The organism is Rossellomorea sp. NPDC071047 (assembly GCF_050270195.1).
In the GTDB taxonomy this organism is placed as follows: domain Bacteria; phylum Bacillota; class Bacilli; order Bacillales; family Bacillaceae_B; genus Rossellomorea.
Window position 1 is genome coordinate 1407329 of sequence record NZ_JBNNJT010000001.1, and the last position, 26305, is coordinate 1433633.

The window sequence follows — 26305 nt, forward strand, 5'->3', positions numbered from 1 at the left end:
AGGCGAAACTGCCGGAAAGGCGTTCTTTGCCTTTTTGGCAGGTTCACCCTATGACCTCGAGCCTCTAGCCGCCGGAGCTGGATGAAACTAAAGCGGAGGCGGCTCGATCAGAGGCGACAAGCATAAGGCGAAACTGCCGGAAAGGCGTTCTTTGCCTTTTTGGCAGGTTCACCCTATGACCTCGAGCCTCTAGCCGCCGGAGCTGGATGAAACTAAAGCGGAGACGGCTCGATCAGAGGCGACAAGCATTTAAACACCTTAATCACAAATAACTAAAACTAAAATAGGCTGGCTAAAGATATTCTTTAGTCAGCCTGTTTTCCATTTCATTTATTCAACCGTTGAAGGTTTCCGTTTTTATCCATTTGAAACTTCACTTTGTCTTCATTTCCTTGTAATAGAGCCATTTTCCTTGCTTTTTCAAAAATAGCCAATAATGACTTGTGATCTTCTTCGAGGAGATTGAATTTTGCTTCGTATTCTTTCAACTCCTCTTCAACCTCTTGAAGCTTCTCTTTCAATAGAGAGATTTGTCCATGCAGCTGAGTATTTTCATTCCTTACTTTTTCCCCATTTCGAACGGCTTCCTCTGCTTTTTGAAGGTAATTTATCATGCTTCCCATTGAAAATACTTCCGGGGCTTCAAGCTCCGGGGTACTCTCAACTTGTGGTTTCTGCACTTCCTGCTTTTCCTCGTTTGCCTTTACGATTGGAGAAAATTTCTTAGATTGCTTTCTCTGTTTTTTAGCCAGTTCGATTCCAGATTTATATTGTTTGCGAACAAATGAATTCCAGCGAAAGCCACAAGCTGCTGATGTTCTTGATAGTTTTCTTCCTACCTCTTCAAATGCTTGAAGCTGGGTACCGCCCTCTCGTATATGACGCAATACCACTTCCGCTAACAACACATCTTCATCTTGACTCCATGCATCCTGTCTATTCGAAGACATTTCCATCCCCCCTGTAAGATCCAGTTTATCCATACATATGCTCTTACTAGAGAAGATAGAATCTGCACCACTATTTTTTTAACCACACAAAAAGAAACAGGAAGTTATCACCTGCTCCTTTTTATTATGGTTCACCTATTTTTCAAAAATTTGTCCACTGCTTCGTGATGCTCATCACTTGCCCAGAGCTTGGCACATTGTCTTATTTCCTTCAGGATATTCTCTTCTACTCTCTTTTTATTCCATCTCTCAAGGAGTTGCTGCTTATATGCCTTCAATACCCCCTCTGATTTCAATGAGATCATTTTAATGAGGGGAATTTCACGGATCGGCACAATGTCATCAACCAACTCATCTACGAACCCTATATCATGTAGGAATTCTGCTTCTTCTACCCTCGCTGTCATCAGGAGTGAAAGCGCATTCGACACTGAAACCCTCTCAAAAAGTAAGGTTCCCCCTCCCCAGCCAGTGGTGATGGCAAGATTCCCTTGGACGAATCCCATTTTCGCAGTTCTTTTAGCAATTCTAAAGTCACATGCGGTTGCAATTTCACATCCTCCGCCAATTGCCGTTCCATTTATAAAGGCGATTGTGGGCTTTGGCAGAAAGGCAAGCCTCGTAATGAGGCCCCCCATTTTACTTAGCATTTCATAACTTTCACTCTCTGTCTTAAGGTTATGAAATTGAGTTAAATCCCCGCCGGAACAAAAAGCATGATCGCCACTTCCCGTTATCAGGAGCGCTTTCACGTGATCATTATACATACACTCGTTTAAAGCTTTTTCTAGCCCCTCCATAATTTCATAATTGACTGCATTCCGTTTCTCAGGGCGGTTGATGATAAACTGCAGTATTCCTTCTTTGTTCATATGTATGATGTATTCTCCCACTTTCAGAACCCTCCTGTCTTACTTATAGTGTATGGTTTTCTGTATGGGATTAACAGATATTTCTTAAAAATGACAATAAAAAAAACGTGAAGAGCCATGGCCTCTTTCACGCTTTTTTCGGGTGTAAACAATATTATTTGTTTACAACTTCTTTACCTTTATACGTTCCGCACTCTTTACAAACACGGTGTGCTAGTTTCATTTCACCACAGTTTGGGCATGCTACCATACCAGGTACACGTAGTTTGAAGTGTGTACGACGTTGTCTTTTTGCTGTTTTAGATGTTCTTCTAAAAGGTACTGCCATTCTTCCCACCTCCTTAAAAGAGATTAATACTCATTATGAAGCCAGTCGAACTGGTACTTCGCTTTTAAGATTTCTTGTTTTGATCAAGAAGTTTTGCTAAGTCAGCGAGACGAGGATCAACTTTCTTCTCTTCCTCTTGCTCGACTTGATAAGCTTGTTCTTCCGTTAGTACTTCCCAGTTCTTACCGGAAGGCATCTCATCTTGTTCTCTCGCTTCATCACTGATTACTTGCATCGGAATCTCAAGTAATAGTAATTCTCTAATAGCAGGTTTTAAATCAATAACATCACCTTGAATACGATGTACTTCCTCTTCCTCATACTGATCATAATCAGCTTCATTTAGAAGATACGTTTCAATCGTTTGAATGTCAACTGGTAAATCAACATCCACAAGGGTTCTTGAGCAAGGTAATACTAACTTCCCTTCTATATGGAGATGGAAAGTGACGCGGTTTGAACCGATATCTGCCTTTCCGGACACTCGAATAGGGGAGACTTCTATAATTTGGGGATCGATTTCTTTCAATTCATCCAAATTAATCGTTTCGTCAATGGAAAGTCCCTTGTCTCTAAATTTTTGTAATTGTATTATTGACCATTTCAATGTAATCACCTCAAGGCAACAAAGGTAATTATAGCTTTCATAATACCGTTTGTCAATATTTTTTCTTTACACTCTTTACAACCATAGTGTTGTAATTATAACGTTTAAATATAAGGACTTTCAAATATTTTATAATATTAGTTATGATTATGTTATAAAAGGAGAGAATCTTAATCATTTCCTTATATAATGAGATACATAGGAGATAATTCTGAGTTAGAAAGGATGTGGAGGATTTCGTGAAAGCAACAGGAGTAGTAGTAGAGTACAATCCCTTTCATAATGGTCATTTACATCATTTAAGGGAAACGAGAATAGTATCTGGTGCTGATGTAGTGGTTGCGGTTATGAGTGGATATTTCCTGCAGCGTGGAGAGCCTGCGCTGGTCTCTAAATGGGCCCGAACCAGAATGGCTTTAGAAGCTGGGGTTGACGTCGTGATTGAACTTCCCTATTGTTTTGCCACTCAACATGCTGAAATTTTTTCGAGGGGGTCCATTTCACTCCTTGATTCCATAGGCTGTGAGAGTTTTTGTTTCGGCAGTGAGGATGGCGATATTGATACTTTCGTGAAGACAGTCGAATTCATTGAAGCAAATCGGGAGCGATACAATACATATATAAGTGAGTTTATCCGGGATGGCAAGAGCTATCCTTCTGCTCTTGCTAAAGCCTTTCAAACATTAGGGAACGGAGACTCCGTTATCGATTTAAGTAAGCCGAATAATATACTGGGGTTTCATTATATGGAAGCGAGAAACCAGATTCACTCGTCACTAAAAGCGTACACCATTACAAGGGAAGCTGCCGGGTACCATGATCAACACTTCTCTTCTCCTTCAATCGCAAGTGCTACAAGCATAAGGAAAAGTATATTCACGAGCGAAGGTGATCATAAGATTGATTCTTATCTCCCGTCGACATCCGTTGATCAGTTAACGCAGTATCAACTAGAGTATGGGGGATTCCATCGTTGGGAAAATTATTGGACGATTCTGCAGTATAAGCTTCTTTCGTCGTCCAAAGAGGAACTGAAAGAGATATATGAAATAGAAGAAGGGATAGAAAATCGGATGATGGAGTGTGTTAAAACCTCGACTTCATTTGAAGAATTCATGACGAAGCTGAAAACAAAGCGCTATACATGGACACGCCTTCAACGAATGCTCCTTCACACTTTAACGAATACCCGCAAGGAAGAAATGCGTTCCAGACACATCTCTCCCAGCTATATCCGCCTGCTTGGAATGAATAAGACGGGTAGGGAATTTATCCATTCTAAGAAAAAAGAAATGCCCTTGCCTTTAATCAGTAAACTTTCAAGTGCTAATCAAAGCGAGATAGAATTAGATGTCAGAGCCGCTGAAATATTTTCATTGGGATTAAAAAATGCGGAAGCCCGAAAAAAATTGCTTCATCAGGAATGGTCCCAGCCGCCTGTGATGATATAAAAATAGTCAAAGAGGCTGACCTAAGACAGCCTCTTTGACTATTTTGCTATTGTTTGTAAAAATGCTAATGCTTCATCAAAGGTTTTCACAGGTATTACTTCCATATCCGTACCAATGTCTTCAGCGGTTCTTTTGGCAGCAGTATAGTTCGATTCAAGTTCAGGATACTTTTCCTTCATTTCTTTTGTAACGTTTTCATGTGGAGCAAGGAAATATTCTGCACCTGCTTTGTCAGCAGCAATGACCTTCTGCTCTATACCGCCAATGCGTCCAACTTCCCCGTTTTCGGAAATCGTCCCGGTCCCCGCAATAGAATGACCCTTAGTAATATCATCCTTCGTTAGTTGATTATAGATCTCCAAGCTAAACATCAATCCTGCGGAAGGGCCCCCAATCTCTTCAGTATCCAGTTCCACCGGCGGGTCGGTTTTGATTTCTTTATCGTCACTTAGCGTAATTCCAAGACCAACTTTATCGGGCATATCAGGGAAAGCCTCCAAAGAAATCGTTTCCACCATTTCTTCCTTATCCCGAACGTAGGTAATCGTCACACTATCCCCACTTTTTTTCTTGCTCACATATTCAATGAATTCCTCTGAGGATTGAAATGTATTCCCATCAACGGCTGTAATACGATCACCAGGCATTAAGACTTCTTCTGCCGGCATAGATGGGTAAATATTTAATACATATATACCTTTGTATGTGTATTCATAAGGTTTACCCGCTTTTTTAAAGGCCACTTCAATTGCATGGTTTTGAGAGTCAGCCATAAGGTGCAGTTGACGAAGATTATACTCCTCGTCACTTTCATGAGGGCTTCTGATTTCCTCAACAGGAAAGATATATTCGTATTTTTTTAAGCTTGCTATAAGATACGCATAGATATTTGCTCTTCCCATCCTGACGGTTGTAAGCATTAATTCACCTTCGTCCTCATAGCCATTCTTCACTTCTACGATCGGATCCAGTTCATGGGCTCCTCCCGGCTTCGTTACATAAAAGGGAAGATAATAAAAGGATGTAGCAACCATGATAATGGTCATGATGACTAAGGTTCTGATTAATGTTTTCGTTTTCATGCTCTTTACTCCTTCCAATTATCTAAAGCTTTCTGTATAGAAGGAATAACCTTCTTCGCCTCTTCCTCCCCCATATCGATAATTTCATCAATATTCTTAAAGGCTCTGGTGCTATACATTTGTACATGGGGTCTGATCATAAAGTCAGAAGCAAATTCACGGTGTGCAACGATTTCTAATTGAAGGATATCGATACTTTGCATAATCACATCATAAATCGTTGTGATTTCAGCATTCCTTTTTACATGAGATACATCGACTCCAATTACGATGTCAGCACCCATCTCTTTAACAACCGAAACCGGAACCCGGTCAATGACTCCTCCGTCCACGAGTAAGCGGCCGTTTATTCTTTCAGGTACAAATATACCCGGGATCGCAATACTTGCCCGGACCGCACTTGAGATAGGGCCGGTCGTAAACACCACTTTTTCACCATTTGTAATATCTGTGGCAACGACACTCATGGGAATGTTTAAATCTTCAATATTTTTATTATGTGTAAAAAGCTGAATGAATTCTTTTATCCTTTTACCTGAAATAAAGCCCATTTTCGGAACGGTAAAATCTAAATAATATTTTCTTCTGAAGGTGGTGGAAAGCTTGTAAAGGTCTTCCATCTTATGCCCTACCCCATAAAAGCAGCCCACAAGAGCACCCATACTGCTACCTGCAATCATATCTATAGGTATCTTTGCATCATCAAATGCCTTTAACACCCCTAAGTGCGCAAATCCTCTTGCCCCACCCGAGCCGAGGGCTAATCCAATCTTGGGTCTGTCCATGACCTTCCCCCTTTTCCCGAGTTATCGGTACATTTCATCATATGGTCTATTTCAATTATGTATGAGTATATTGAATAATATGAGGACAAGTTGAATTAATCCCATTTTATCATTCTTTTCCCAATTCACAAGGAATTGATATAGAAGGAACTTATTTCATAAGAGGGGGAAGTCCGGTTGTTCAAATCGAAAATCAAAACCCTGGCTTTATCGATGAGCGTGACTATATTTGCGGCATCTCTCATCATAATGCCGGGAGAATCTCTTGAGGCCTCCATACGGGGATTAGATATGTGGTGGGAGATTGTATTTCCCTCGTTATTGCCATTTTTCATCGTGTCTGAAATGTTGATTGGTTTTGGTGTAGTCAGATTTATAGGGGTCATGCTGGAACCTTTGATGCGGCCATTATTCCGGGTCCCCGGGGTCGGAGGGTTTGTGTGGGCAATGGGAATGGCCTCAGGATTTCCATCTGGAGCCAAACTGACGGCCCGTCTGAGGCAGGAAGAACAAATCACGAAATTGGAAGCGGAACGTCTTGTTTCCTTCACGAACTCTTCCAATCCTTTATTCATATTTGGGGCTGTGTCGGTTGGGTTCTTTCAGAATGCTACTCTCGGAATTGTTTTAGCTGCCGCTCATTATATTGGAAACATCTGTGTAGGTGTCGTCATGAGATTCTATGGTGGAAAAGATAAGGAAGAATTGAGAAATCGGTCATCCGGAAAAAAAGGCTTTATCATCCGTGAAGCCTTTTCTGCTCTTCATCGCACAAGACTGCAAGATAAGCGCCCTATAGGAAAACTCTTAGGAGATGCTGTCACCTCTTCCATTCAAACCTTACTGATGATCGGTGGTTTCATTATCCTATTTTCGGTCATTAATAAAATGCTTTATCATCTGCATATTACGACCTTTGTTGCTGAAGGGTTGTCAACTCTATTTATTCTGCTCCAATTACCAGAGCAATTAAGCATTCCATTTATTTCAGGCTTGTTTGAAATCACGTTAGGCGGGAAGCTGACAAGTGGAGTAAATGAAGCTACTCTGCTTCAGCAAGCCATTATTACAAGTTTTATATTGGGATTCAGCGGGTTCAGTGTCCAAGCACAAGTTGCGAGCATATTGGCAGAAACCGACATTCGGTTCAAGCCCTTCTTCTATGCCCGATTTATTCACGGAATAGCCGCTTCCGTCACGACCATCATCATTTGGAAGCCGATATACGAGAGATTTTCCGATGAGCAGCTCTCCAATGCCATACCTGTATTCGCCATGAAAAATAATGCATTCTGGACGGAAATGCTGTATTGGTTTAAGACAGCAGGTCCAGTGATCACGATATTCAGTTTGATTCTCTATATCGTATTATATGTAAGAAGACAAGCATAAAATAAAGAATGGGTTGATCCCATTGCCTACGACAATATACTTCTCACAAAATGAGAAATATAAAGTCTGCACACTTGGATCAACCCTTTATTCATTATTGGGGCTTATTTAATTCACTATATTTTTCCTTTAACGATTCTTCCACCCGTTTCGGCACTAATTCAGATATATTGCCTCCATACTTAGCCACTTCTTTCACTATACTCGAGCTCAAGAAAGAATATTGATTATTCGTCATAATGAAGAACGTCTCGATATCATCTTCTAAAACCCTGTTCATTGATGTAATCTGCATTTCATATTCAAAGTCTGATACCGCACGCAACCCTCTAATGATTGCTTTCGCATTCACTTTTTTTGCGTAATCAACTAAGAGTCCTTGAAAAGAATCGACAACCACATTAGGAATGTCCCCGGTAACTTCACGAATCAATTCAATTCTTTCCTCTACAGAGAATAGTGGTTTTTTAGAAGAGTTATTTAAGACCACTACATAAATTTGATCAAAAACTTTCGCACCACGTGTAATAATATCTAAATGTCCATATGTAATGGGATCAAAACTACCCGGACAAACTGCAATGCTCGTCATTATAATACCCCCTGGCTATTTATCGTTTCTTCCTTCAGTCACCTTTAAAAAGATGGAAATCCTTATGATTCCATACGTTTCTTCCCTTACTTTCTCCAAGCCCCCGGCTCTTTCTCCCAATGTAATATCCGAACCATGTTCACACATGACGTAACCGCTTTCATTTAGAAGGTTGTGCTCGTCGATGAATTCCAGGAGTTGTTGAAGCTTCTGCTGTTTATAAGGAGGATCCAGGAAGATATAATCAAAGGTTATCTCTCTTTTTAAAATTGCCTTTAACGCCCTCGTTGCTTCGTTCCTGTACACTTCACTTTTCTCCGCCAGGTCACAATCCTGGAGGTTTGCCTTAATGGTTTGGAATGCTTTTGCATCACGGTCCACGAAAATCACTGAATGGAGTCCACGACTCAGGGCTTCTATTCCAAGTCCGCCGCTTCCTGCAAATAAATCCAATCCTTTACCCCCTTCAAAATAGGGGCCTAACATATTAAATATAGACTCTTTCACCTTATCTGTTGTCGGCCGTGTCCCACTGCCTGGAACAGCCTTCAACGGTCTACCCTTTAACGTACCTGATATAACTCTCATAATCATCCACCATATATGTATTTTTTTCTTCACTATCCTATCATATCTCGACAGATATCGCTACATACTGAAATTGTTCCAAAACATGTATAAAATCATTTTGATAGGTGATAATGGAAGTAACAGCATCCTAACTGATGTTGTTGCCAACCGCGGAGAAGACTTACGATTCCCCATAAGTTCTTCCTCCGGTTTCTCCTCTCCCTTTGCCTTCTTTCCAGAAATGGATATAGAAGGACCCTGCAGAAAGTTCTGCAGGGCTTTTTACGTTCTTTCATCATCTCTAGTGGAAACTTCCTTATTCATCACATCTACCTTGAACAATTTCTCGAACCAGTGAACGTCCATATAAATGGAACCCCCAACCGTTTGGATGGGATTCGTTAATAAGCCGTAATTTTCTTCATTATAAATAAAATAATCTTCATTCACATAAAACCTGAATGTATTTCCATTTAACGATGTAAAGAATACGTTTGGCTTTATCTCTTTAATGTCCAGTCCCAAAGCCTTTACTGCTTGTGGAAATTCAATTAGTTCTTTTTGTCTATAATAAATATAAGAAAGGTTATGTGTTTTTTTGTTGATGAGTACAGGATCATCGCTATTAAGAATCATAGGGATATTCTTTTTTCCTTTTACACTTTCAGTAAAAAATGTTGAATCAAAGCCTGTAATCTTTCCTAAAATCACATCTAATTTTGTTGCATCGACCGACTTGGTCTTGTCCTCTTCCATTCTCCGTTTAAATGTATCCAATTGGGAAGAGGTCAGCCCTTCCATTACTTCTTTATAAGCCCATGCAGATTTAGATGTGTGCGGTTGTTTTTTTAAAAGGATGCTAACGATGAATTCTTTTAGCCAAGCCTCTTCATCAGTGGAAAAATACTGTTGATACAGTAAGCTCCCTTTCAGTTCATTGAGTAACTCCTTTTCAGTTGTGTTCCTTACAATCAAATATGGAGATACATAGGGCTCTATTTTGTCCGTGATGATGACGGTAACAAATCCTTCAAAGGAACCTGGTTGGACTCCCCTATCCTCTTTTATATCAGTCCTGTCGTACAACATTCTGACTGTAGATGAAGTTTTCTCCTTCAACAGATCTCCAGTCCAATATAACGCGGAAGGCTCCCCCCGGCCAATGAAAGAATAATAATCAATATAATTCTTTTTTTTGTGGCTGGCAGATTTATATCCTGCTACCCATTTTCCAGTCCTCAAACTCTTTTCTGTTATGTGAATATCTGTATTTAACGTTTCGATAGAAGATAGTGCAGGGTGCCAGTCTTTCACTAACATACTTTCTGTTTTAGTAGGCTGCTCGAATGAATAGGTAATCGTGATCTCCTTAAGGTCTTTATAGAGATTACTTAATTGAAATTCTCCATTTTCTTTTGTTAAACACTTATCCCCTCTGTCATTGACACATGAAAAGTCCCTAGCGTCAGTTGGCCATTGAATAGTTATTTGTTTAGGGATTGTTGATAAGAAATGAATGGTTTGTGTCACAAAAAACGTATTTTCTTCATGCGTGATGGAATAAGATTGATTTACCTTTACAACCCCAGATTCTTCTGCACTTTCTGTTGTGAATCCCATCCATTGAAAGAAAAGAATGCTGGAACTAATCAAAATCATAAGGAAACCAAATGTAAATAGGATGCGTTTCATACTTTACTCCTTAACTCCGTCTGTTACTTAAAGAATAGCAGATTCACACAGTCAATGGTGGAATATTTTAGAATAATTCCAATCATTTAACCAAAATCCAGATCTTTACTGTCTTCAGGAAAAGAAGCTGGGTTTAGGTGATCTTCAAGCATTTGATCCCATTCACTTTTATCCAGCAAGCCATTACTTAGAAGGGTTTCTTGTAGCTGTTGAAGAGTAGAATTTTGCAATTCATCCTCCTCAACCAGGGATAGAATTCCGTGAGCCGCCATTGTAGACAATATTGCTGTCACGATAAAAGAATCAGTATTCAATATTTCAATTTCTTTCGTATCATGACTCCCGCCAATAACATACAAACATGATAATCCAACGACGATTAATAGAAATAACCATACCATCACGATCACCCCTATAAGTTATTTTGAATCTTTACTTATCACTATATGTTTGAAATAATAAGGAATTGATAAACTCGGTAAGAAAAGGAGATTGAATGAATGATTCAACGTTTTATTGAATTAGGAGAAGGATATTCAGATATTTATGAACTAATGGAGCTTGCAAAAGCCAATAAAGAGCGATTACAGCATATGATGGCATTTCATACTATTGTTAATAACCGGGCCGTATCATCCCTGGCTCTTGTGATAAAGCCTACAGAACAGGGCAAATTCCAAGCCATTTATGTTTGCCGGGAAGGCGTCCCAAATCCGAATATCACACCAAACCAGCGCTACTCCCTTTTTGAAGAAACGGCTAAAGAATTAGACAGGGTCATCATCCAAATGGATGTGAAACCCTCCACTCTCTATCCGGAGAAAGCGTTGTACTATCAGCATCTGATCGCAATACTGCGATTAAATCACTATATACTGCCTTTACAATAAAGGATGTAAATCGTGCAGCTTTTTGTAACGGGGAAATGAATCACCCCTAAGAAAAAAGCTGCCAAAATAACTCTCTTTGGCAGCAAACATTAAAATCCCATTTTGTAATCATATTCCTTTGCCTTATCCGGACGGGAATTTTCAAAAACAGACTTTATAAATGGCTTATGAGAAGGATCTACCTTTTTCACGTAGGAATAGGTAGCTATTCTTTCCATTACCGTATCAATTTCATCCTGATTACAATAAAGTACAACATATTTCATTTTCTTCGAAACATAGTGAACATTCCCAAATCGCCTCAGGGACTTGGCATGCTTCAAACTATGTAACCAAACAACTAAACCTTGTCTCTCTGTTAACATATAGTTTCCCCTCTAGGAATCACTTTTTTATAAGTCTAGCATAATAATGTGGCGGTAAGCAATACGTAATGGTGTGAACTTTCATTAAACAGAGCGTACAGTGAATACTTGATAATGAAGTAGAGAATGGAGGGTCACCTTTGGATTTGAATATGATTTGGGACTTTTTTATCGATCAGCTTAGAAAAGAGGACGGGATTGTAGATGCGCATGTAAAATGGAGTGCAGGCATCCCTTTTATCTATATAACATCCAATAAAGAGAAAACTGACATCGAGTACTCCATTAAAAAATGGTCGGCTAGGGCGATGCGGGGCAAGAGACTGCATTCAGATACGATTTTTTTCAGGGAAGAAAAATCATTGTATGTATACCGGCATCGGTTCTATGTCCCCCAGGAAAAAATGTTCTGCTGTGGGAACCTGTGCGTGGATTGTGTTCGGTTAAGGCAGTAGGGTGAATCTCCAAATGAAAAGAAGAGCAGACACATCGTCCGCTCTTCTTTTCATTTCATTAGGCTGAACAACCGCAACTTCCGCCAGATCCGCAGCCTCCGCCGCATGATCCGCCGCTTGAGAAAAAAGGATTCCCTGAAGGAACCTTTACATTTTTAGACACGGAATGTCCAATTAGCAGGCTCACTTGATCAAGCAGATCTTGCAGTTCGTTTTCCACTCTTCTGAACTCCGCTACATTCTCATCAAGATCCATTTCTCTTTTCACTTCACGGATTTCTTTCATGATGGTTTTGTAGTCCGGGTGGTAACGACCGAAGCGTTGAACTTCTTCGTAACTTTCTTTCATTCGCGAAAAGGTTTGTACCTTTCGTTGAGTTTCAGAATTGTTGCGAAGTTTATATAAAGACTTACGATAATTTTCTGCCACATCAGATTCTAAAATCCACTGAGATAATTCGTCAGCTGAATCCAATATTTCCATTCTTTCTATAGTAGCAAGCATAACGCTCACCTCCGTAACGTTATTTTAACACGTTTAACGTAAGGAAGCGAATATGCAAAATCGTTTTTTTATTACCCACTTTATCCAATGATGGATCAACCCCTATTAAAAAACCGCCGTGAAAGAATATTTTCACGACGGACTTTGAAAATCAATGATTATTGAATCGTCACATAAAACTGCTTTTTCATCCCTAACGGTTTGTTATTCGTCCCTACTATTTCAACATTGAGAAGATGCACACCTTTTGGTAATCCTTTTACAACAAAGGCGGCTGTATGATACTCCTTATACAAATTACCGGTATTTGAACGAACGACGATCTTTCCTTTTTTCGCTCCACTTTTTTCTGATGTGAATGTTACATTCGGAACGATACATTCAATATACACTTGGCTTCCTTGTACCATATGTTTGATGGAAAGTGGTTTTCCCTCAGAATTCGCAGCTTCAACTTTATTAGTAAACGTAAAGCTTTCAGGTTCAGGCATTTTTTCTTTACAGCCGCTTAAAACCATAAGTAACGCAATGGATAGAAAAATGATTTTCTTCATCGTGTACATCACTCCTTACTTATAGCCTTGCCCAACCGTTTAGCTTTTTACTCAAAATTTTTATGGACTTTCACACAAAAAATAGTGCCTTAACTATCGGCACTATTCATTGATTGGAACATACTGATCATCATGGAGGCCATTTGGACCCCGTTTGAGAATTTTTGTACTCGGTGAGGAATCGTTTTTTGAAAATGGTTAATCGACGCAATTTCGAATTTCTCTAATTCATTTGGATTTCGAGAAAGTGTACGGTACCACTGTGGCTGATCTCTTAAAAATAATTTCAGATCTTCTTTGGCATAAATATAATCAATGATGTCTGCTCGCATCTTCAGTCACCCTCCTAATCTTTCCGGAATGAAAAGGGATGGGAGGGTTTAGATGGTGTTTCAGTCTTGGTTGCTGTCCCTGATCCTCTATTGTTATTTGACTGAAATTGACTTAGTACTCCTTGTACTGCTCCCAAGGCTTCACTTAAGCTGTTAATATGTTGTTGCAATTGATTAGCGTCCATTTTTTTCACCATATCTCCAACTTGATCCATCCATCCGCTTTTACTTCCTTGGTTGGTTGGGCTTGATTCTTTTGGAGCTTCGTCTTTATACTTATCCCACCTTGTATCATCTTCCCCCAGCAAGTACCAGTCTTCAAAGAGATCCTGCCAATTGGCGTCACCATTCCGCACATCTTTCACAATTTTCGGATGCTTTCTCACAAATCCTTTAAACTCTTTTACCTTAGGGTGTAGTGATTTACCCATTATATGAACACCTCCATTACAGGCATCTACCTACTACACTTTATGAAAGATTCAAAAGAATGGTGATACATTCCTTTTTGTAGTAATATTTACATGTATATTAACGTTGATTTTACAGTTTCCAATGAATGTTTTGGCTGTGAATAAAGAAAAGGATGTATGAAAATGAAAGAACAGGTACAACAGTTGTTAGATGAATGTCTTTCAGGAGCATCGGATGAAGATCTTCTAATCTTGAAGCAGCTTCTCGAAGGAGTTAAACGTAAGAAAAACAATGAAAATGGATCAATCATAGGCGGAATATTTGCCATGGACCGCGAAGTGAAAGATGGGAAATTCGAAATAAGTATTCCGATTACGCCAGTTACTCATAATTCACTGCAAATCGTTCACGGAGGAGTTACCGCTACTTTAGTGGACTCCGCTATGGGGACATTAGCCAATATGATGCTTCCTGAAGGATATGGAGCTGTAACGACAAATTTAAATGTTCACTACTTGGCACCAGGTATAGGAGATCGTTTAACTGCTCATGCTACTGTTGTTCATCAGGGAAGCAAGACAATTGTAGTGGACGGGAAAGTTATCAGTTCAGACGGTAAGATCGTTGCTCATTCTACCGGCTCGTTTTTTATTTTCAAAAAGAAACGGTAGACTTTTTTCAATAAGTAAAGGTTGATTCCCCATACATCTCAGGGAATCAACCTTTTTATTCCTTGTCATCAAATTTCTCTATAAAGTTTTGTGTGTAGTACCTTTTATATACCCCTACGCCAAGATGGGTGAATTGTTGTTCCAGTAGGATCTTTCGATGGCCTTCTGAATTCAGCCAGCCATGAACGGCTTCTGGAGCGTCCGTGTACTGGGAAGCGATGTTTTCCCCGGCAGTTTTGAACATAACATTTTCGCTTTCCAGACGCTCGGATAGATTGCCGAAGGTTGGTGAATCATGTGAGAAATAACCTTCTTCGTGCATTTCTTTACTATGTCCTCTTGCCACGATTGCCGTTTCTTCATCCCATTTTAGTATATCTGCTTCGAATTGATGTCTGATCACATTTGTGATATCAAAGATCTGCTGTTCGCTTGCACTATTCACTTTATCCCATTCGTCCTCGCTTGGCTCTTGTTCCTCAGCCAATTCCCCTCTATACATCATTTCATATGGATGCATTTCGATCAAAGTTTGACTATCAAGAAAGCGGATACTCGTAAGTCTTCCGGTGAATTTGTCCAGATAAAGCTGGGCATAAATATCTCCAAGGGCTACGAGAAGCCGGGTATTCAGGTCTTCTTCATTTAATTCAAACTGATAAGCACCTGATTCGTCATTTACAACGATTTCAGAGTCCACAATGGTAAAACGGTAAATGTCTTCTAAACGTTGTCCCAATTTATAAGGAGCCACATCCACCTGATTCCCAATGGCAAACAACGTCACGACTTTATGATTGTTAACGCCCATTTGTATGTACTGTTTATTCGATATCGGGTAGATCCACCATTCATACCCGTAAGAACTTGGTTCAACCCGCTCCGGTTCTCCAAAAGCCTCGGTTACCTTTTTCGTATCTTTGCCAATCCAAGTTGATAAACCTGATGCTGGTCGTTCACCTGGAGCTTCAATTGATTGATTTAATCGGTTTTCGTTGTCTTCTTTAAGAGTTTGGGTTTCTGGTCCTTTAAGAGGCTCATTTTCTTGTTTTTGACCTTGATAAATACCAATAAATAAAATAATGACAAGAATGATCAAAATACGCAAAACGGTTCTCAGAAATTTCCCTCCTCTCTACTTTCTCTATCAGGATATGCCACATATACTAGAATTATTATACCATTGTTTATGATTCTAAAACTTCAGTCTAGTATAAAGGATAGCATATTTTCATCCCTTCTAAAACAAATGAATCTTGTGGGGAAAGGTTTCTATAACCAAATTAAATAGAGATGATCCTTTATGGATCATCCCCCTTGGATTAAAACGGTTTATTTCTGAAGTTTGATTCTGATATATTTTCCAATGCAACATAGGCCTGTCTGCCCAGAGACTCCCTTATAGCAAAATCACCTAAAGATATCATACCGATCAATCGATCTCCATCGACCACCGGAAGCCTTCGTATCTGATGCTCAGCCATGATATTGGCCGCTTCTTTTGCTTCGGTGTCAGGTCCTACCGTTATTAAGTGTTTACTCATGATATCTTCTACTTTTGAAGAAGCAGGATGCTTTTCAGCAATACAGCGGAGGACGATATCCCTGTCTGTCATCATTCCTACAATTTTATCACCATCCACGATGGGGATAGATCCTACATTGTGTTCTTTCATTTTTAAGGCAACCTCATACACATTGTCCAGTAACGAACAAGTTTCAATATCATTCGTCATCATGTCCCTGATTTTCGTCATTTGGATCCTCCTCATACGTTCCGAATTACTTCCTATATTTTTCTCATTCTCCTGCAGGATATTCACATTTTAGAAAAACGACAAATTCAAATGGTTGAAGACATTGCAAGATAAAGGTTTTTCCACTATTATTAAGAATGAGAAATACCGCATTTAGTATCATTGTACATACACCGATATAAATGCTTCTACCATACGAAAAGCATCAGGGCTCAAATGTTCTGATGCCGGACAATATAGGAGGGAATTTTTATGCGTTTTGAAGGAACTGAATTTGAAAGCTTAAAAGTGGACTTGAACCGATTAGACGAGATTATGGAATCTCACGGACTTGTTCGTGCAGGTCAATGGGATTATGAAAGAGTGACGTACGATCGTAAATTTGAAATCAGAGAAGGTATTTTCTATTTACGAATCCAAGGTCTAGCTGTTGAAGGAGATATCGGAAAGCATGACGCCGTTATTCAACTAATGACTCCATTGTTAGGAAAACATTACTATCCACACGGTATAGAATACGGTGAAGGTGAAGAATTCCCTAAACATCTGGTCACTTCTTGTGAAAAGCTTATTGCAGATGTCAAAAAAGAAGCAACTAACTTTGCCTGGTAATATCAGTTTATGAAAAGACTGTCTATCTTCGGACAGTCTTTTCTGTATTATCCAATCAGGATTGATCCAAACTCCTCTAAGGGCCCTTTTCTATATACGCTTGGACTCTAATATAAATAGATGTAAAACCTTCGAATTTCACTTTCTTCCTACTGTTCATTCTTCTCATTCTCTCATATAATAATAGTAATAGGTTTCTGTTAGAAAGGGGTACACCATTGTCCAAGTTTTTCACGAAAAAAGTTTTAATGATCACACTTATCATCTTAATACTTGCTATAGTTGCTTTTTTTATATTACCTGTTTCAGTCCCCTTGATTACTGCGATTATAACAGCACTTTTCCTGGAGCCGGCCGTTAGCTTTATTCAAAATCGTTTCTCTGCAAAACGTCGAATGGCAGTACTTTCTGTTTTTATTCTGTTCCTGCTTCTTATAGGCCTTTCCTCGTTCTTCGTTACAACAAAAGTCGTTGGTGAAGGTATTAAGCTGATAGAAGATGCACCGAAATATGTAAACCAATTAAGCGATATTTGGCTTGACTACGAGGATCGGCTGTTGAATGCGACTGAGGATCTTCCTGATGAACTTGTGAGAAGCTTCAGTGAAGACGTACAAAACTTTCTAAATACTGGAAAAACGAAGATTCTTAACTCTGTCAATATTGAAAAGATAAGTGTATTTTTATCTTATATACCGAATTACTTAGTGAGTTTTCTCGTTTACTTAATTGCTCTCTTTCTTTTCATGTTGGACTTACCACGTATTAAAAAATCCATTTATGGTCACTTGACAGAAAGAACAGCAGAGAAAGTGGCGTTTATGACTTCCCGACTCACCTATGTTATTTTTGGATTCTTTAAAGCGCAGTTCCTGGTGAGTATCATCATCTTTGTCGTTTCCTTAATAGGGCTTCTATTCATTGCTCCCGAGGTTGCGATCGTGATGTCGATTATCATATGGGTGATTGATTTTATTCCTTTGATAGGATCAATCGTCGTTTTGGCACCATGGGCTATTTTCCATCTGCTGACAGGAAATATCGCCTTAGGAACTCAACTAGCAGTTTTGGCAGCCATTCTCCTTATCATAAGAAGAACGGTAGAGCCTAAAGTGATGGGAACCCATATTGGATTATCCCCGCTTGCTACATTAATCGCCATGTACCTCGGCCTAAAACTCTTTGGTGTATTGGGCTTCATTATCGGTCCACTCATCCTTATCGTGTTTAATTCGGCTAAAGAGGCCGGTATCATTAAAACGAATTTCAAGGTATGATAAAAGACCAATTCCCATTCACAGGGGATTGGTCTTTTTGACTTTAATTTCTCTTAAAAAAAATCGTAAAAGAATGGATGATTCCCCTGGGAAAAGGATTGGAGCTTGTGAAAGTCCTCCTTTTCTGCCTGAAGTTTTCCCATTTGGATCAGTTCCTCTGGGGTATGCACTCCAAAGATTAAAGCTGTGAAAGCTTTGATATCCAGAGAAATCGGTGCCTCAATCTTATCACCAACCATCACTTCACTTTTATTAAGAACAAAAGTGCTGTTATTCCAAGCCGCTGTCGAATCCGTAATGGTAAATTCAAGTTGATACGGAAAATCAATCTCTTTTACATATCTCTTCAAGAATTTTTCTACATCGACGATTCTTGCCATGAAGTATGGGTGTTTCTCCTCTTTCATTCTTGGGTCCTTCAACATATAGGGTAACACTTCACAGGGGTTCAATATAAGTTCAGCTTCATTCACCATGGAGTCATGCTGACAAATGAAGTTCCATAAACCAATTCTTGCATCACTTGTAAGTGGAACAAACTCTTCAACCTTCATCTTTTCCTTTTTCACTTCATAAGTAAGATACCCGGTGGCTTCCCCTGCATCATTATAATATATCGCTATCCACAGATCGGTGATGCTCCTATCCCTCCACCAGTTTGTTGAACGCACCAGCATCCCATTATGCTGTTCCGCATAGCGATCATAAATCAATTCCAATTCATTAGGATATGTATCCTTCTTAAATCTTCTGATTAGTCCATTGTGAGGCTTTAATGGTACAAGATCCTTTTTCTCAAGCTGTACCTTGTGGAAAGATGCAAACACTTCCCATCCAAATTTCCGATAGAAATCAATAGAAAAAGGATGAAGCATGGATAGGACTGTGCCATCTTCCTTCATCTTCAGTAATGAATGATTCATTAATTGCCGCACATACCCTCTTCTCCTGAACTCCGGATAGGTGGCGACTCCGGCAATACCTCCCATCGGATAGACATGTTCACCCAGGTGTACTTGGAGCGGGATCAAATGAAGCTTCGCAGCTAAGATTTCTTCTTCATATATTCCATACACAGTATGATTTTTAGTCTGTTGAAGGCGTCTCTCTCTGTCTTCACTTGGTACTACATATTGAAAAGCATATTCAGATAACTGTAAGGATTCTTCAAGCTGGTCGTGGTTTAATTTTGTAATCATGATCTATCTGCTCCCTTCTACTATTTCTACATTCGACGGGAGTTCTGCTATTCCCTTTAGTAAAACGCCTTTTAATAGTCAAAAAAAACCTATTATGTGATTCTTCACATAATAGGTTTTTCCATTAATATCCGAGTATTGCCCGAATGACAGAAGTTGTTTCTCCGCCTTTATAGAATACGTAAAGGAGCAGATACACTGCGACTCCTGTGATAGCCGTAAAGAACCAGATAAAGCTTGTAATCGGCCCCAGCTTACGGTGCCTTGCTAAACGGTCTTTATAGCCCGTCCACAAGCTCATCAAGCCAAATACAGCTCCGGTTGTGGCTAATGTAATATGGAAAACCAGGAAAATCGTATAATAAATCTTGATGCTATCGGGACCGCCAAAGGACGTGTTCCCAACAAAGATCGTCCTGCTCATATAAATGATGAAGAAGATAAGCGCAAAAATACCTGCAAGAGTCATGGTTTTCTGATGCTGCTCAATCCTTCTCTGTTTAATCTGCCACCAGCCAATCGCAACTGTAACTGCACTTAATACGATAAAGGTGGTACTAATGGTAGGTAAAATAGGTAAACCCATCTCTGTTCCTCTCTTTTCTAAAGATAATATGCTATGTAATCAGAGGAATGACGTTCATCATCCCTTCAAACGTTACTGTTCTGTCAATTTAGGATCAACGGGATCATAGGATAGCTTTTCATGTTTCTCCTGATCATTGCGATACCATTGAAAAAACAGGTTGAACAGCATAACTCCAAATACAATCTCCTGAACAATCTTCATGATCACTCCGCCAAGCTGTTGATCATTTTGTGTAGACATATCGGTAAATAACTCCGGACCGGTCAGCGTCAACCCTTCCAAAGTATTCACAGGTACACATAGTGCCAACGCTTTAAGAAACTCCTGTGGATCATAATAAGGGGCATATAAAGGATTCTCGGCAAAGATGATCAAACCGCATGCCGGAGTCAATAAGACTGCACTCCCAAGAATATATCCAATTCGCTTGAGGCCGCTTAAGTCAATATCGTCATCAGCTGGATTTAGTAATGGCCACCACATAAATAATGATAAAAAGAATAGAATAACGGTCGCCAAACCGTGAAGAGTGGCATCAGTTCTGACATTATCAAACACTAAAGGGATATGATAAATCGAAAAGATGATATTGAAAGATAGTAAAGAAATCAATGGTTTTGTCATAAACTTAAATACTTGCTTAACCACCGGTAACTCAACTGCAGCTTTCCAGATCCATTTAGGAATTCCCAATACGAGCAGTGGAGTGACCACTAAATATAGTAACGCCATTTGTGCCATGTGAGCAGAAAATAAAATTGTGCTCATAATTTCTACCGGCGAACCCTTAATTCCATATAGTAGAACAATTGCTAGAATGAAATATGTGGCTTCTTTGCTGGTCAATTTTTCACTTTCTTTAAAACTGTCTCTCCATTTGACAGTGATCAAGAAATACACGACCGTAATAAATACTAAAGCCAAAATAAAGAATGGGCTCCATAAAGCCATAAAACCAAAAATACCCAAAGGCATTTGCTCACCTCATTTCACGTTTCCTATCCCCATTATACTGACATCCCTCCCCCACTTCAACGGAAGGTAATGACAAGTTCTTGACAATTAGAAAAGCGGAAGCGGCTTGACCAGGCCCGACAAGCATAAGACGATTCTGCCGGAAAGGCGTTTTTTGCCTTTTTGGCAGAATTGGCTTATGACCTCGAGGGCCTAGCCGCTGGAGCTGGACAATTAGAAAAGCGGAGGGGCTTTGCACAGAGGCGACAAGCATAAGACGAGCATACCGGAAAGGCGCTCTTTGCCTTTTTGGTATGTTTGACTTATGACCTCGAGCCTCTAAGCCACGTAGCTGGACAACGAAAAGCGGAAGCGGCTTGACCAGGCCCGACAAGCACATTGGGAAAACCAGCCCAACAAAAAAAGCCAGCCATCCGGCTGACTTTTTCTTTAGATCCATACAATCGTTACAAATGCTAACACTGTGATAAATGCAACAAGTGCACCAGAGTACAGGAATAATGCAGGAGCTTCATGACCTTTATGACTCATATGCATGAAGTAATAAAGTTGAAAAATTAGTTGAACGACCGCAAGTAGAAGGATGAAAGGTACAATAAAGTACTTATCAAAATCTCCTGCCACTGCAATGAACGCCACCAATGTTAAAAAAATCATTAACATGAAGGATGTAACCTGCATTCTCATGTCTTCTGCATTTTTCTTACGACGATATTCGTAATCTACACTTGGGTTACCTGAATTTGATTGTTGATTCGCCATCAGTTTATCCCACCATTCCCATTAAGTATACTACTGTAAAGATAAATACCCATACAACGTCGATAAAGTGCCAGTATAGAGAAGCTAAATAGAACTTTGGAGCATTGTATAGATTTAAGCCACGTTTAGCATTACGAAGCATTAAGCTTACAATCCATAGAAGACCGAAAGCTACGTGCCCTCCGTGGAATCCAACTAGTGTGTAGAAGGCTGAACCAAACGCACTACTAGTAAAAGTATGCCCGTATTCATGTACGTAATGATTAAACTCATAAATCTCTAATCCAAGGAAAGCTGCACCTAGTAGAACTGTGACTAATAACCAAGCCTGCATGCGTTGGAAGTTATAGTTCTTCATATGGTACATTGCATAAACACTTGTAAGAGAACTAGTTAGAAGTAACATAGTTGCAATAAATGCAAGTGGTAAATCAAAGATGTCAGCAGCAAGTGCATGACTGTCACTAGGAACTTTGTCTTTAAGAGCTAAATACGTTGCGAAAAGAGATCCGAAAAGAACCGTTTCTCCACCAAGGAAAAACCAAAAGCCCATAAACTTGTTTTTCCCCTCAAGGGTTGCCTTTTCAGGGGAGGCCGGCCAGGTCTTTGGCGTGAATTTTTCTTCAGCATGCATTATGCCTTACCCCCTTTATCATCATCCATTAAATCTTCTTTATGAACATGATATCCATGATCATCGATTACAGAGCGGAAGAACATTGCACCTAAAGTGATAAGCATTCCAATTACCAGAACAGGAATTGCCCATGCTTTATCACCATCCGGATGATACATAGCACCAAATGCTGCTATGAATAACCCGAGTGAAATGATCACCGGTAAAATCGAGTTATTCGGCATATGGATATCTCCAATAGGTTCTGCCGGTGTTAAATCTTTTTTACCTTCCATTTTTTCTAACCAATAAGCATCTAAACCACGGATAAGCGGAGTTTGCTTAAAGTTATAGAATGGTGGTGGTGAAGGAATCGCCCATTCAATGGTACGTCCGTCTCCCCATGGGTCATTAGAAACTTTAACCCCTTTAACTTGAGTCATGATGACGTTAACAAGAAGTACGATAACTGCGACTCCCATGAAGCCTGCTCCAATAGAAGAGATTAAGTTTCCTGTTTCTAATCCTTGACCAGGCAAGAACTTCCAGATACGACGAGGCATACCCATCAAACCAAGGAAATGCTGAATAAAGAATGTTAAGTGGAATCCGATAAAGAATAACCAGAAAGCGATTTTCCCTAAGAAATCGTTTAACATTGTACCGAACATTTTTGGCCAGTAATAGTGCGTACCTGCCAACAGTGCAAATACTACCCCACCAACGATAACGTAGTGGAAATGGGCAACAACGAAATACGTATCATGGAACTGATAGTCAGCTGTAGCAGCTGCGTTCATGATTCCGGTTACTCCACCTGCTACGAAAGTAGGGATAAACGCTACTGCGTAGAGCATTGGAGTAGTGAAGCTGATGCTTCCTCCCCACATCGTAAGGAGCCAGTTAAAGATTTTGATACCCGTCGGAACGGCAATGGCCATTGTCGCAACGGCGAAGATTGCATTTGCGATTGGTCCAAGACCTACTGTAAACATATGGTGAGCCCAAACCATGAATCCTAAGAAACCGATAAGTACGGTCGCAAATACCATGGATGAGTATCCGAATAAACGTTTTCTAGAGAAGTGTGGAATGATCTCAGAGAAAATTCCGAAAGCTGGTAATACAAGGATGTATACCTCAGGGTGACCAAAGATCCAGAAGAAATGCTCCCAAATAATTGTGTTTCCGCCATTCGCTACATCAAAGAAATTCGATCCGAACATACGATCAAATAACATTAAGAATAATCCTACTGTTAAAGCAGGGAACGCGAATAAAATAAGTGCCGAGGTAACAAATACTGTCCATGTAAATAGCGGCATACGCATGTATGTCATACCTGGAGCACGCATATTAATGATGGTTACAAGGAAGTTGATCCCACCTATTAATGTACCTGCACCTGAAATCTGTAACCCCAGTACATAGAAATCAATTCCATGTCCTTTTGATGCCATTGAGAGTGAAGCATATGAAGTCCACCCGGCATCCGGTGCCCCGCCTAAGAACCATGAAAGGTTAAGGAAAACTCCACCTGCGAAGAATAACCAAAAACCTAATGAATTCAGGAAAGGAAATGCAACGTCACGAGCACCGATTTGTAAAGGTACAACCGCATTCATGAATGCGAATATTAACGGCATGGCCGCTAAGAAAATCATCGTTGTACCGTGCATTGTTAAAACTTCGTTGTATAAGCCGGCACTAACAAAGTCATTGTTAGGAACAGCAAGCTGTATACGAATGATAAGAGCTTCTAATCCACCGACTAAGAAGAAGAATCCTCCAGCCATAAGGTAAAGGATGGCGATCTTTTTATGGTCTACTGTTGTTAAATAGTCCCAAACAGTCGCGCCGAAGCCTTTTTTCTGTGCATAGCTACTCACGATTAAACCTCCCTTTAACTAATCCCCAATTAATCTTGAACTTTTAATCCCATCAGATATTCTGCAAGGGCATCAAGTTCGTCTTCCTGCAGGTTACCATATGTACCTGTCATTTTGTTACCTGGCTTATACTGCTCAGGGTCTACCAGCCAATTTTTCAGCTCTTCTTCATTGTGATCCAGAATACCTGCGATTCGGGTACGCTCACCAAAGTTTGCTAAGTTAGGAGCAAGACGAGCTGATTCCGGACGACCATCCTGAGGGGATACTGCGTGACAGCTTAAGCATTTTTGGTTGAAGATTTCTTGTCCTTGTTGTGCTAAATCAGAAGATGGTTTAGGTTCTCCTGCATTTTTCATATCTTCTACCCATGCCGTAAACTCGTCCTTAGGAAGCGCTTTTACTTTAAAGTCCATTAAAGCATGGGAAGGTCCACATAGCTCAGCACATTTTCCGTAGAATAATCCGCCTGCATCTTTAGACTTTTCCCCATCAAATTCAAGGAAGAATGTGTTTACGTTATCGACGTTTGTATCAATCTTTCCTCCAGCTGCTGGAATCCAGAAAGAGTGCTTAACGTCAGAAGCTGTAACATTGAAGTAAACCCTTTGATCGGTTGGTACAACTAAATCCTGTGAAGTGATGATTTTTTCATCCTCATACTCAAATTCCCACCAGTAAAGATTAGCGCGAACGTTTATAACTAAAGCTTCGCGATTTCCATCTGCGTCTTTTTTATCCATAGCCTTTGTATCAGCTAATTCGAAAGTAGACGTTACGGTAGGAACAGCCAGGATAAGAAGAAGGATGATTGGAATTACTGTCCACACAATTTCAAGTGTGTGACTTCCTTCAACTTGTTTCGGGATAGTAGTATCTCCCTTTTTTCTACGGAAACGAATAATCGCAACCATATAGACGATGACTACTACAATGATTACTAATACCATTATTAATGTAGACAGTATCATTAAATCATATTGTGACTGTGCTACTTCACCAGCTGGTTGTAATGTGGAGAGAAATGGCTCTCCACAACCAGAAAGAACTAGCGCTAACATTGCTACAATTGAGAATAAGCGCCACTTAGATAGCCTTGCTTTCATAGCTTAATCAAACCCCTCTTTCATGTAATATACTTTTGAATAAAACAAGGACTCATAAAAAATATCTATTTGGATTTCTTATCAGAAAGAATTCCCACTAATCTTAAAGTACGGTAACGATAACCATCGCTACGAACAAGATAGTTAAATAATTCAGTGAATAGACAAACATAAGTTTTGACCACTTAATATCATCTTTCATTTTGTAACCTGCGAGTCCCAATGCAAGCCAGCCAATGTTAAAGGCAGTTGCTAGGATAAAGAAAAACATTCCTAAATCCATCAAGAAGAATGGCAGCGGCAGTAAAGCTGCAACCCATGCAACGATATGGTGCTTCGTTGTAGCAAATCCCTTTACTACGGGAAGCATCGGTATATTCGCTGCTCTGTATTCTTCCACTCTCTTCATCGCTAAAGCGTAGAAGTGAGGCGGCTGCCAGATAAACATCATTAGGAACAGGACCCATGCGATGATATCCAGATTTGCATCTACAGCTGACCAACCTATTAGTGGAGGAACTGCACCTGAAATACTCCCTACTATTGTGTTGCTTACGTATTTCCTCTTAGACCACATTGTATATAATACAACGTAACTAAATACCCCAATGATTCCTATCACACCTGCAGTGACGGTGGTCATAAATAACATTATGATTCCCACTGCAATCATAATTAATCCCAAAGACAAAGCTTTTGGTGCATTGATCTTACCTGTTACGGTAGGACGTCCCTTAGTACGTTCCATCAGAGGATCGATGTCTCGATCATACACATTATTTATGGAGCAGGAACCCGCGATAATAAGGGAAGAGCCAATCAACGTCAGGAACATCGTATCAAGGGAATTTAGAAAGTGTGTATTAGTAAAGTAAAAAGCTAACCACATACCTGTAAAGGTAGTAATTAAGTTTGAATTAACGATACCAATTTTGATTAGTGCTAAAAAATCCTTCCAAGCAGTTGAGGTTGTCAAATCTGCTTCTTGAGCGTTAGTCATCATTCGACTAGACATT

The 26305-nt window shown here is 39.8% G+C and carries 32 protein-coding genes; 7 read left to right on the forward strand and 25 right to left on the reverse strand.

Going from position 1 to position 26305, the window contains the following annotated elements; genetic code table 11:
- Positions 1-326: 326 nt before the first annotated feature.
- From ACQKFO_RS07205 to ACQKFO_RS07220, 4 genes are all read right to left on the reverse strand, one after another.
- Entirely contained in the window at positions 327-950 is a 624-nt protein-coding gene (locus ACQKFO_RS07205; RefSeq protein WP_427597639.1) for an RsfA family transcriptional regulator, read from the reverse strand.
- 131 nt (positions 951-1081) lie between these two features.
- On the reverse strand, positions 1082-1843 hold the full coding sequence (locus tag ACQKFO_RS07210; RefSeq protein ID WP_427597640.1) for an enoyl-CoA hydratase/isomerase family protein: 762 nt from the start codon (positions 1841-1843) through the stop codon (positions 1082-1084).
- A 133-nt stretch (positions 1844-1976) separates the two neighbouring features.
- Positions 1977-2150, reverse strand: coding sequence for a 50S ribosomal protein L32 (rpmF, locus tag ACQKFO_RS07215; protein ID WP_044337494.1), 174 nt, complete (start codon positions 2148-2150; stop codon positions 1977-1979).
- Positions 2151-2214: 64 nt separating this feature from the next.
- Positions 2215-2757, reverse strand: coding sequence for a YceD family protein (locus ACQKFO_RS07220; protein ID WP_148968646.1), 543 nt, complete (start codon positions 2755-2757; stop codon positions 2215-2217).
- Positions 2758-2996: 239 nt separating this feature from the next.
- Here ACQKFO_RS07220 and ACQKFO_RS07225 point away from each other — a divergent pair, with 239 nt between their 5' ends.
- Positions 2997-4208, forward strand: coding sequence for a nucleotidyltransferase (locus ACQKFO_RS07225; protein WP_427597641.1), 1212 nt, complete (start codon positions 2997-2999; stop codon positions 4206-4208).
- A gap of 38 nt (positions 4209-4246) precedes the next feature.
- On the opposite strand, the gene ACQKFO_RS07230 is transcribed toward ACQKFO_RS07225, so the two are convergent.
- Both ACQKFO_RS07230 and ACQKFO_RS07235 read right to left on the reverse strand, forming a co-directional pair.
- On the reverse strand, positions 4247-5290 hold the full coding sequence (locus ACQKFO_RS07230; RefSeq protein WP_427597642.1) for a SepM family pheromone-processing serine protease: 1044 nt from the start codon (positions 5288-5290) through the stop codon (positions 4247-4249).
- 5 nt (positions 5291-5295) lie between these two features.
- Positions 5296-6075, reverse strand: a complete 780-nt coding sequence (locus tag ACQKFO_RS07235) for a patatin-like phospholipase family protein (RefSeq protein ID WP_427597643.1) — start codon at positions 6073-6075, stop codon at positions 5296-5298.
- Between the two features lie 177 nt (positions 6076-6252).
- On the opposite strand from ACQKFO_RS07235, the gene ylbJ reads away from it, so the two are divergent.
- On the forward strand, positions 6253-7467 hold the full coding sequence (ylbJ, locus tag ACQKFO_RS07240; RefSeq protein WP_427597644.1) for a sporulation integral membrane protein YlbJ: 1215 nt from the start codon (positions 6253-6255) through the stop codon (positions 7465-7467).
- Positions 7468-7561: 94 nt separating this feature from the next.
- Here the strand turns inward: ylbJ and coaD are convergent, their stop codons facing one another.
- The 4 genes from coaD to ACQKFO_RS07260 all read right to left on the reverse strand — a co-directional run bounded on the left by coaD (position 7562) and on the right by ACQKFO_RS07260 (position 10722).
- Positions 7562-8059: a pantetheine-phosphate adenylyltransferase gene (gene coaD / locus ACQKFO_RS07245; protein ID WP_427597645.1), complete on the reverse strand. Its 498-nt coding sequence runs from the start codon at positions 8057-8059 to the stop codon at positions 7562-7564.
- A gap of 15 nt (positions 8060-8074) precedes the next feature.
- Entirely contained in the window at positions 8075-8647 is a 573-nt protein-coding gene (gene rsmD / locus ACQKFO_RS07250; protein ID WP_427597647.1) for a 16S rRNA (guanine(966)-N(2))-methyltransferase RsmD, read from the reverse strand.
- A gap of 264 nt (positions 8648-8911) precedes the next feature.
- On the reverse strand, positions 8912-10321 hold the full coding sequence (locus tag ACQKFO_RS07255; RefSeq protein ID WP_427597648.1) for a hypothetical protein: 1410 nt from the start codon (positions 10319-10321) through the stop codon (positions 8912-8914).
- Between the two features lie 86 nt (positions 10322-10407).
- Positions 10408-10722, reverse strand: a complete 315-nt coding sequence (locus ACQKFO_RS07260) for a hypothetical protein (protein WP_427597649.1) — start codon at positions 10720-10722, stop codon at positions 10408-10410.
- Positions 10723-10821: 99 nt separating this feature from the next.
- Here ACQKFO_RS07260 and ACQKFO_RS07265 point away from each other — a divergent pair, with 99 nt between their 5' ends.
- Positions 10822-11211 carry a DUF7147 family protein gene (locus ACQKFO_RS07265; protein ID WP_427597651.1) on the forward strand — a complete coding sequence of 130 codons (390 nt, stop codon included), beginning with the start codon at positions 10822-10824 and terminating at the stop codon, positions 11209-11211.
- A gap of 89 nt (positions 11212-11300) precedes the next feature.
- Here the strand turns inward: ACQKFO_RS07265 and ACQKFO_RS07270 are convergent, their stop codons facing one another.
- Complete coding sequence (locus ACQKFO_RS07270) at positions 11301-11576, reverse strand: YlbG family protein (protein WP_148968636.1); 276 nt, start codon at positions 11574-11576, stop codon at positions 11301-11303.
- A gap of 140 nt (positions 11577-11716) precedes the next feature.
- On the opposite strand from ACQKFO_RS07270, the gene ACQKFO_RS07275 reads away from it, so the two are divergent.
- Positions 11717-12031 carry a hypothetical protein gene (locus ACQKFO_RS07275; protein WP_427597652.1) on the forward strand — a complete coding sequence of 105 codons (315 nt, stop codon included), beginning with the start codon at positions 11717-11719 and terminating at the stop codon, positions 12029-12031.
- 58 nt (positions 12032-12089) lie between these two features.
- Here the strand turns inward: ACQKFO_RS07275 and ACQKFO_RS07280 are convergent, their stop codons facing one another.
- From ACQKFO_RS07280 to ACQKFO_RS07295, 4 genes are all read right to left on the reverse strand, one after another.
- Positions 12090-12536 carry a YlbF family regulator gene (locus tag ACQKFO_RS07280; RefSeq protein WP_113968331.1) on the reverse strand — a complete coding sequence of 149 codons (447 nt, stop codon included), beginning with the start codon at positions 12534-12536 and terminating at the stop codon, positions 12090-12092.
- Positions 12537-12694: 158 nt separating this feature from the next.
- On the reverse strand, positions 12695-13090 hold the full coding sequence (locus ACQKFO_RS07285; protein ID WP_427597653.1) for a hypothetical protein: 396 nt from the start codon (positions 13088-13090) through the stop codon (positions 12695-12697).
- A gap of 89 nt (positions 13091-13179) precedes the next feature.
- Positions 13180-13422 (reverse strand): YlbE-like family protein, encoded by a 243-nt coding sequence (locus ACQKFO_RS07290; protein WP_427597654.1) that lies wholly within the window; start codon positions 13420-13422, stop codon positions 13180-13182.
- A 14-nt stretch (positions 13423-13436) separates the two neighbouring features.
- A complete protein-coding gene (locus ACQKFO_RS07295; protein ID WP_427597655.1) occupies positions 13437-13853 on the reverse strand; it encodes a YlbD family protein in 417 nt (138 codons plus the stop codon).
- A 165-nt stretch (positions 13854-14018) separates the two neighbouring features.
- On the opposite strand from ACQKFO_RS07295, the gene ACQKFO_RS07300 reads away from it, so the two are divergent.
- Positions 14019-14507 (forward strand): PaaI family thioesterase, encoded by a 489-nt coding sequence (locus ACQKFO_RS07300; RefSeq protein ID WP_427597656.1) that lies wholly within the window; start codon positions 14019-14021, stop codon positions 14505-14507.
- A gap of 55 nt (positions 14508-14562) precedes the next feature.
- Here ACQKFO_RS07300 and ACQKFO_RS07305 read toward each other — a convergent pair whose 3' ends face one another.
- A complete protein-coding gene (locus ACQKFO_RS07305) occupies positions 14563-15615 on the reverse strand; it encodes a CAP domain-containing protein (RefSeq protein ID WP_427597658.1) in 1053 nt (350 codons plus the stop codon).
- Positions 15616-15829: 214 nt separating this feature from the next.
- On the reverse strand, positions 15830-16264 hold the full coding sequence (locus ACQKFO_RS07310) for a CBS domain-containing protein (RefSeq protein ID WP_427597659.1): 435 nt from the start codon (positions 16262-16264) through the stop codon (positions 15830-15832).
- Between the two features lie 252 nt (positions 16265-16516).
- Between ACQKFO_RS07310 and ACQKFO_RS07315 the strand changes: the two genes are divergently transcribed.
- Together ACQKFO_RS07315 and ytvI are read left to right on the forward strand one after the other, a co-directional pair.
- Positions 16517-16876: a YugN family protein gene (locus tag ACQKFO_RS07315; RefSeq protein ID WP_148968627.1), complete on the forward strand. Its 360-nt coding sequence runs from the start codon at positions 16517-16519 to the stop codon at positions 16874-16876.
- Between the two features lie 218 nt (positions 16877-17094).
- A complete protein-coding gene (ytvI, locus tag ACQKFO_RS07320) occupies positions 17095-18153 on the forward strand; it encodes a sporulation integral membrane protein YtvI (RefSeq protein ID WP_427597660.1) in 1059 nt (352 codons plus the stop codon).
- 53 nt (positions 18154-18206) lie between these two features.
- On the opposite strand, the gene ACQKFO_RS07325 is transcribed toward ytvI, so the two are convergent.
- From ACQKFO_RS07325 to cyoE, 8 genes are all read right to left on the reverse strand, one after another.
- Positions 18207-19352 carry a GNAT family N-acetyltransferase gene (locus ACQKFO_RS07325; RefSeq protein WP_427597661.1) on the reverse strand — a complete coding sequence of 382 codons (1146 nt, stop codon included), beginning with the start codon at positions 19350-19352 and terminating at the stop codon, positions 18207-18209.
- Between the two features lie 124 nt (positions 19353-19476).
- Positions 19477-19938 carry a DUF420 domain-containing protein gene (locus ACQKFO_RS07330; protein ID WP_148968624.1) on the reverse strand — a complete coding sequence of 154 codons (462 nt, stop codon included), beginning with the start codon at positions 19936-19938 and terminating at the stop codon, positions 19477-19479.
- A 72-nt stretch (positions 19939-20010) separates the two neighbouring features.
- Positions 20011-20916, reverse strand: coding sequence for a cytochrome c oxidase assembly factor CtaG (gene ctaG / locus ACQKFO_RS07335; RefSeq protein WP_427597662.1), 906 nt, complete (start codon positions 20914-20916; stop codon positions 20011-20013).
- 429 nt (positions 20917-21345) lie between these two features.
- Entirely contained in the window at positions 21346-21678 is a 333-nt protein-coding gene (gene ctaF / locus ACQKFO_RS07340) for a cytochrome c oxidase subunit IVB (RefSeq protein WP_044337517.1), read from the reverse strand.
- 4 nt (positions 21679-21682) lie between these two features.
- A complete protein-coding gene (locus tag ACQKFO_RS07345) occupies positions 21683-22312 on the reverse strand; it encodes a cytochrome (ubi)quinol oxidase subunit III (RefSeq protein ID WP_044337518.1) in 630 nt (209 codons plus the stop codon).
- Entirely contained in the window at positions 22312-24183 is a 1872-nt protein-coding gene (gene ctaD, locus ACQKFO_RS07350; RefSeq protein WP_148968622.1) for a cytochrome c oxidase subunit I, read from the reverse strand. The genes ACQKFO_RS07345 and ctaD overlap by 1 nt, the downstream gene beginning before the upstream one ends.
- Positions 24184-24212: 29 nt before the next feature.
- The gene (gene coxB / locus ACQKFO_RS07355) at positions 24213-25289 is read right to left on the reverse strand and encodes a cytochrome c oxidase subunit II (RefSeq protein ID WP_427597663.1); all 1077 of its coding nucleotides are present in this window, start codon (positions 25287-25289) and stop codon (positions 24213-24215) included.
- Positions 25290-25392: 103 nt separating this feature from the next.
- Positions 25393-26304, reverse strand: coding sequence for a heme o synthase (gene cyoE, locus ACQKFO_RS07360; RefSeq protein ID WP_148993518.1), 912 nt, complete (start codon positions 26302-26304; stop codon positions 25393-25395).
- Position 26305 lies beyond the last annotated feature (1 nt).

Coding starts and splice junctions, on each gene's coding strand:
- ACQKFO_RS07285 (WP_427597653.1), bottom strand. CDS start 13,090: ATGAAGAAAATCATTTTTCTATCCATTGCGTTACTTATGGTTTTAAGC.
- ACQKFO_RS07270 (WP_148968636.1), bottom strand. CDS start 11,576: ATGTTAACAGAGAGACAAGGTTTAGTTGTTTGGTTACATAGTTTGAAG.
- ACQKFO_RS07235 (WP_427597643.1), bottom strand. CDS start 6,075: ATGGACAGACCCAAGATTGGATTAGCCCTCGGCTCGGGTGGGGCAAGA.
- ACQKFO_RS07315 (WP_148968627.1), top strand. CDS start 16,517: ATGCGTTTTGAAGGAACTGAATTTGAAAGCTTAAAAGTGGACTTGAAC.
- ACQKFO_RS07300 (WP_427597656.1), top strand. CDS start 14,019: ATGAAAGAACAGGTACAACAGTTGTTAGATGAATGTCTTTCAGGAGCA.
- rsmD (WP_427597647.1), bottom strand. CDS start 8,647: ATGAGAGTTATATCAGGTACGTTAAAGGGTAGACCGTTGAAGGCTGTT.
- ACQKFO_RS07325 (WP_427597661.1), bottom strand. CDS start 19,352: ATGATTACAAAATTAAACCACGACCAGCTTGAAGAATCCTTACAGTTA.
- ACQKFO_RS07310 (WP_427597659.1), bottom strand. CDS start 16,264: ATGACGAAAATCAGGGACATGATGACGAATGATATTGAAACTTGTTCG.
- ACQKFO_RS07260 (WP_427597649.1), bottom strand. CDS start 10,722: ATGGTATGGTTATTTCTATTAATCGTCGTTGGATTATCATGTTTGTAT.
- ACQKFO_RS07230 (WP_427597642.1), bottom strand. CDS start 5,290: ATGAAAACGAAAACATTAATCAGAACCTTAGTCATCATGACCATTATC.
- cyoE (WP_148993518.1), bottom strand. CDS start 26,304: ATGTCTAGTCGAATGATGACTAACGCTCAAGAAGCAGATTTGACAACC.
- ACQKFO_RS07295 (WP_427597655.1), bottom strand. CDS start 13,853: ATGGGTAAATCACTACACCCTAAGGTAAAAGAGTTTAAAGGATTTGTG.
- ACQKFO_RS07265 (WP_427597651.1), top strand. CDS start 10,822: ATGATTCAACGTTTTATTGAATTAGGAGAAGGATATTCAGATATTTAT.
- ACQKFO_RS07330 (WP_148968624.1), bottom strand. CDS start 19,938: ATGGGTTTACCTATTTTACCTACCATTAGTACCACCTTTATCGTATTA.
- ctaF (WP_044337517.1), bottom strand. CDS start 21,678: ATGGCGAATCAACAATCAAATTCAGGTAACCCAAGTGTAGATTACGAA.
- ACQKFO_RS07290 (WP_427597654.1), bottom strand. CDS start 13,422: ATGCGAGCAGACATCATTGATTATATTTATGCCAAAGAAGATCTGAAA.
- ACQKFO_RS07345 (WP_044337518.1), bottom strand. CDS start 22,312: ATGCATGCTGAAGAAAAATTCACGCCAAAGACCTGGCCGGCCTCCCCT.
- coxB (WP_427597663.1), bottom strand. CDS start 25,289: ATGAAAGCAAGGCTATCTAAGTGGCGCTTATTCTCAATTGTAGCAATG.
- ctaG (WP_427597662.1), bottom strand. CDS start 20,916: ATGCCTTTGGGTATTTTTGGTTTTATGGCTTTATGGAGCCCATTCTTT.
- ACQKFO_RS07280 (WP_113968331.1), bottom strand. CDS start 12,536: ATGCTTGCTACTATAGAAAGAATGGAAATATTGGATTCAGCTGACGAA.
- rpmF (WP_044337494.1), bottom strand. CDS start 2,150: ATGGCAGTACCTTTTAGAAGAACATCTAAAACAGCAAAAAGACAACGT.
- coaD (WP_427597645.1), bottom strand. CDS start 8,059: ATGACGAGCATTGCAGTTTGTCCGGGTAGTTTTGATCCCATTACATAT.
- ACQKFO_RS07205 (WP_427597639.1), bottom strand. CDS start 950: ATGTCTTCGAATAGACAGGATGCATGGAGTCAAGATGAAGATGTGTTG.
- ACQKFO_RS07255 (WP_427597648.1), bottom strand. CDS start 10,321: ATGAAACGCATCCTATTTACATTTGGTTTCCTTATGATTTTGATTAGT.